Source organism: Oceanicola sp. S124, assembly GCF_000220565.1.
In the GTDB taxonomy this organism is placed as follows: domain Bacteria; phylum Pseudomonadota; class Alphaproteobacteria; order Rhodobacterales; family Rhodobacteraceae; genus Pseudooceanicola.
In genome coordinates this window covers 1-4039 of the sequence record NZ_AFPM01000282.1, presented here as the reverse complement: position 1 = coordinate 4039, position 4039 = coordinate 1, and the positions used below count along the sequence as shown (strand labels likewise).

5 protein-coding genes are annotated in these 4039 nt (G+C 68.5%); all 5 read right to left on the bottom strand.

Annotation, left to right across the window (positions count from 1 at the left end):
• On the bottom strand, window positions 1–318 hold a 318-nt coding region (locus OS124_RS0119225), incomplete at its 3' end, for an ATP-binding cassette domain-containing protein (protein ID WP_010141542.1).
• Entirely contained in the window at window positions 311–1057 is a 747-nt protein-coding gene (locus OS124_RS0119220) for an ABC transporter ATP-binding protein (RefSeq protein ID WP_010141541.1), read from the bottom strand. The genes OS124_RS0119220 and OS124_RS0119225, both read right to left, overlap by 8 nt.
• Complete coding sequence (locus OS124_RS0119215; protein ID WP_010141540.1) at window positions 1044–2000, bottom strand: branched-chain amino acid ABC transporter permease; 957 nt, start codon at window positions 1998–2000, stop codon at window positions 1044–1046. The genes OS124_RS0119220 and OS124_RS0119215 overlap by 14 nt, the downstream gene beginning before the upstream one ends.
• Complete coding sequence (locus OS124_RS0119210) at window positions 1997–2863, bottom strand: branched-chain amino acid ABC transporter permease (RefSeq protein WP_010141539.1); 867 nt, start codon at window positions 2861–2863, stop codon at window positions 1997–1999. The genes OS124_RS0119215 and OS124_RS0119210 overlap by 4 nt, the downstream gene beginning before the upstream one ends.
• Window positions 2864–2918: 55 nt before the next feature.
• Window positions 2919–4034 carry an ABC transporter substrate-binding protein gene (locus OS124_RS25275; protein ID WP_050900928.1) on the bottom strand — a complete coding sequence of 372 codons (1116 nt, stop codon included), beginning with the start codon at window positions 4032–4034 and terminating at the stop codon, window positions 2919–2921.
• Window positions 4035–4039 lie beyond the last annotated feature (5 nt).

The window sequence follows — 4039 nt, the reverse complement described above, 5'->3', positions numbered from 1 at the left end:
GCGCAGGCACGACAGCAGGTTTTCCTCGACGCTCAGCGAGGGGAAGATGTCGCGCGTCTGCGGCACCAGCCCGAGGCCGAGGGCATTGCGGCGATGCGGAGCGAGGCGGTCCAGCCTCTGCCCGCCGTAGCGCAGCTGCCCGCCATGCAGGCGGGTCAGCCCCATGATGGTGTTGAGCAGCGTCGTCTTGCCCGCACCGTTGCGCCCGATCACCGCCAGGCGTTCCCCGGGGGCGACGGTCAGCGACAGCCCGCGCAGCACATGGGTCGGGCCATAGCCCGCGGTCACCGTCTCAAGCTCCAGCAGCCGGTCAGCCATGGGCGCCTCCAAGGTAAAGTTCGCGCACCTGCGCATTGGTGGCGATCTCTCCGGGCGTGCCTTCGGTCAGGATCCGCCCCTGCACCAGCACGACGATCGAGCGCGCGACCCGGAACACCAGGTCCATGTCATGCTCGATCACCAGCACGGCGAGATCGCCGGGCAGCCGCTCGATGGCCTCGATGATCAGATGCGTCTCGCTCGACGGCACGCCGGCAGCGGGTTCGTCGAGGATGAGCACCCGCGGTTTCAGGGCCAGGGTCAGCGCCATCTCGACCAGGCGCTGCTGGCCATAGGCCAGATCGACCACCGGGCGATCCGCAAACGGCAACAGGTCGAACTGCGCCAGCAGGGCCTCGACCTCGGTCTCGATCGCCGGATCCCCATCGGCGCGGCGGAACAGCCCGCCGCCCCGCCCCCGGCGTTCGAGCACCGGCAGGCGCAGGTTCTCGCGCACCGTCAGGCCGGAAAACAGCGTGGTGATCTGGAAGGTCTTGGCAATGCCGCGCTTCACGCGCTGCGCCTCGTCCAGCCCGGCGATGTCCTGGCCGTCGAAGCGGATCGTGCCACCCGTCGGAGCCAGGATCCCGGTCACCAGGTTGGCAAAGGTGCTCTTGCCGGCGCCATTGGGGCCGATCAGCGCCTTGCGCGCCCCGGGCGGCAGGTCAAAGTCGATATCCTCGGAGACCACCAGCCCGCCGAAGCGTTTCGACAGCCCGCGTACCTCAAGACCCTGCATGGCGGCCTCCCTTGGCAAGACGTTTCAGGCCGGTCGGCAGGACGATCAGGCCACGCGGCAGGAAGAAGACCACCGCCAGCACCAGCGCGCCGATGACGAAGAGCCAGTTGAACGGATCATTGGCCGCCGCGAGATGATGCACGGCCATGAAGATCACCGTGCCCAGCACCGCGCCGTAAAGCCGCCCGGTGCCGCCGAGGATCAGCATGATCAGCGCCTCGGCCGAGAGCGTGAACGAGAAGGCCTCGAGGCTGACCAACTGGGTGATCTGCGCCGAAAGCGCCCCGGCGGTACCGGCCACGGCGCCCCCCATGGTGTAGGCCGCCAGCCGGCGGCGATAGACCGAAACCCCGATGGCCACCATGCGCTCGGGGCTTTCATGGATGCCGCGCAGGGACAGGCCGAAGGGCGAGCGGGCGATAACGGCCAGCGCCAGCAAGACCAGCGCCATGACGGCGAAGGCGTACCAGTAGCCGGTGATGCCGATGAAATCGAACTCCCACAGGCCCAGGACCTTGCCGGGGCGGATGCCGCGCAGCCCGTCGGCACCGCCGGTGACGGCACGGGCCCGGTTGGCGATCTCGGCGCAGATCTGGGCGACGGCGATGGTCAGCATGATCAGGGTCAGCCCCTGGGTGCGCATCAGCACCGCCCCCGAGAGCGCCGCCAGCGCCGCCCCGGCAAGGGCCCCGGCCAGCAGGCCCGCCACGGGATCGGCCCAGACGTGGATGGCAAAGAGCCCCGCCGCATAGGCCCCGGCGCCGTACATGGCCGCCTGTCCCAGCGTCGCGATGCCCGCCAGCCCCAGGATGAGATCCAGCGACAGCACCAGTACGATCATGATCAGGATGCGGGTCAGGAAGGCCAGGTTGTAGGGAAACAGCAGGTAGGCCGCACCGCCCGCCAGAAGGATCAGAAGAAGCGAGAGAAGACGCCGGTTCATGCCCCAGCCCTCCCCATCAGGCCGCGCGGGCGCAGCGCCAGGAACAGGATCACCAGGACGAAGAAGGTGATCGTCGCCATGTCAGGCACGAGGTAGCGGCTGGCGGTCTCGATCAGCCCGATGGCCAGAGCCGCAACGAAGGAGCCGAGGATCGAACCCAGCCCGCCGATGGCGACGACGATCAGGAAGAGCACCATGTAGCGCAGCGGGTAATAGGCATCGATGGGCAGCAGCTCGGCCCCGAGGATGCCCCCCAGTGCAGCCAGCCCCGCACCGAGCGCGAAGGTCAGCATGTAGATCCGGCCGGTGTCGATGCCGAGGGCCGAGGCGGTCTCGCGGTTGTCCACGGCAGCGCGCAGGCGGATGCCGAAGCGGGTCCGGTCGAGCAGCACCCAGAGGCCGAGGATGATCAGCGCGCCCACTCCGATGACCAGCGCCCGGTGCGCAGTCAGCTGGCGGAACCCCAGATCGACCGAGCGGTTCAGCCCCTCGGGCAGCGTGATCGCCAGAAGCGACGAGCCCTGCCAGAGGTTGACCGAGGCGATCATCAGGAAGGTCAGGCCGATGGTGGCGAGCACCTGTTGCAGCTCTCCGAACCCGTAGATGCGGCGATAGACCAGCCGTTCCAGCGGCATGGCGATGAGGATGGTGCCGGCCACGGCGCCCGGCAGGACCAGCCCGAAGGGCAGACCGGCCTCGGTGCCCAGCCAGTGGGCCAGCGCTCCGCCGATCAGGGCGAAGCCGCCATGGGCCAGGTTCACAACCCGCATCAGCCCCATGGTCACCGACAGGCCGACGGCGATCATGAAGAGGATCATGCCGTAGGCCAGACCGTCGACCGCGATGTTCAGAAGTAATGTCATGTCACGTCCCGTGGTTTGGGTGGAACGGGCCGGTCGGCACCGGCCCGTCCTGCCGTCACTGGTTCCAGCCGAGGTCGCCGACCGTCGCGATCACGCCGGTCTCGACGTTCTCCAGCAGGCCGGTCTCGGGGTTGCGGGCGACTTCGCGGATGTAGACGTTCTGGATCACCGTGCGGGTTTCCGGATCCATCTCGATGGGGCCACGTGGGCTTTCCCAGGCCAGGCCCAGGGCCGCCTCGACCGCTGCCGGGCCGTCGCTGCCCGCGGCGGCCACCATCTCGTAGATCAGGTGAACGCCGTCATAGGCCCCGACCGAAGCCCAGTTGACCACCCCCTCGGGATGCAACTCTGCCAGGGCCACCAGGAAGGCGCGGTTCGCCTCGCTGTCGTGGGCGGCAGAGTAGTGGTAGGCCGTGTGCAGCCCCACGGCCAGGTCGCCCAGGGCCTGCAGGTTGCTCTCTTCCGTCTCGGCGGTGCCGAGGAAGGTGATCCCGGCATCGCGCAACCCGTTCTCGTTGTAGGTCTTGGTGAAGGAGAAGGTCGGAGGCCCACCCGGCAGGAAGGCAAAGACCGCATCCGGGGCCTGATCCTTCACCCGTTGCAGGATCGGGGTGAAATCGGTGGTCGACAGCGGCATCCGCACGCTGTCGGTGACGGTGCCGCCCCGGGCCTCGAAGGCCTTCTTGAACGAGACCTCGGCGTCGATGCCGGGGCCGTAGTCGCTGACCGTGGTGACCACGCTGCGCAGCCCCTGGTCATAGGCCCATTCCGCCGCCGGCGCCGAGACCTGCGGCAGCGTGTAGCTGGTGCGCAGGAAGAAGGGGCTCTCGCGGTTGATCGCCGAGGTGGCGGCGTTGAAGATCACCGTGGGCGTTTCGGACTGGGTGATCACCGGCCCGACTGCCAGGGCGTTCGGAGTGAAGGTGAAGCCCGCCAGGTAGTCGACGCGCTCGCGGATCAGCAGCTCCTGCGCCAGGGCGCGGGACTGGTCCGGGTTCACCCCGCCGACGTCCTTGTAGATGAAGGTGATCTCGTGCTCGCCCGCCGTGGTGCCGTGCTGGGCCTGGTAGGTCTCGATCGCCTGCTGGTACTGCACGCCGTACTGGGCGAAGGGCCCCGAGAAGGGGGCGATCACCCCCACCTTGATCTCATCCGCCCAGGCGCCGGACACAGCGA

What these genes read in the sequence shown, in the direction of transcription:
- OS124_RS0119210 (WP_010141539.1), bottom strand. Translation starts at nt 2,863, where the DNA reads ATGACATTACTTCTGAACATCGCGGTCGACGGTCTGGCCTACGGCATG.
- OS124_RS0119220 (WP_010141541.1), bottom strand. Translation starts at nt 1,057, where the DNA reads ATGCAGGGTCTTGAGGTACGCGGGCTGTCGAAACGCTTCGGCGGGCTG.
- OS124_RS0119215 (WP_010141540.1), bottom strand. Translation starts at nt 2,000, where the DNA reads ATGAACCGGCGTCTTCTCTCGCTTCTTCTGATCCTTCTGGCGGGCGGT.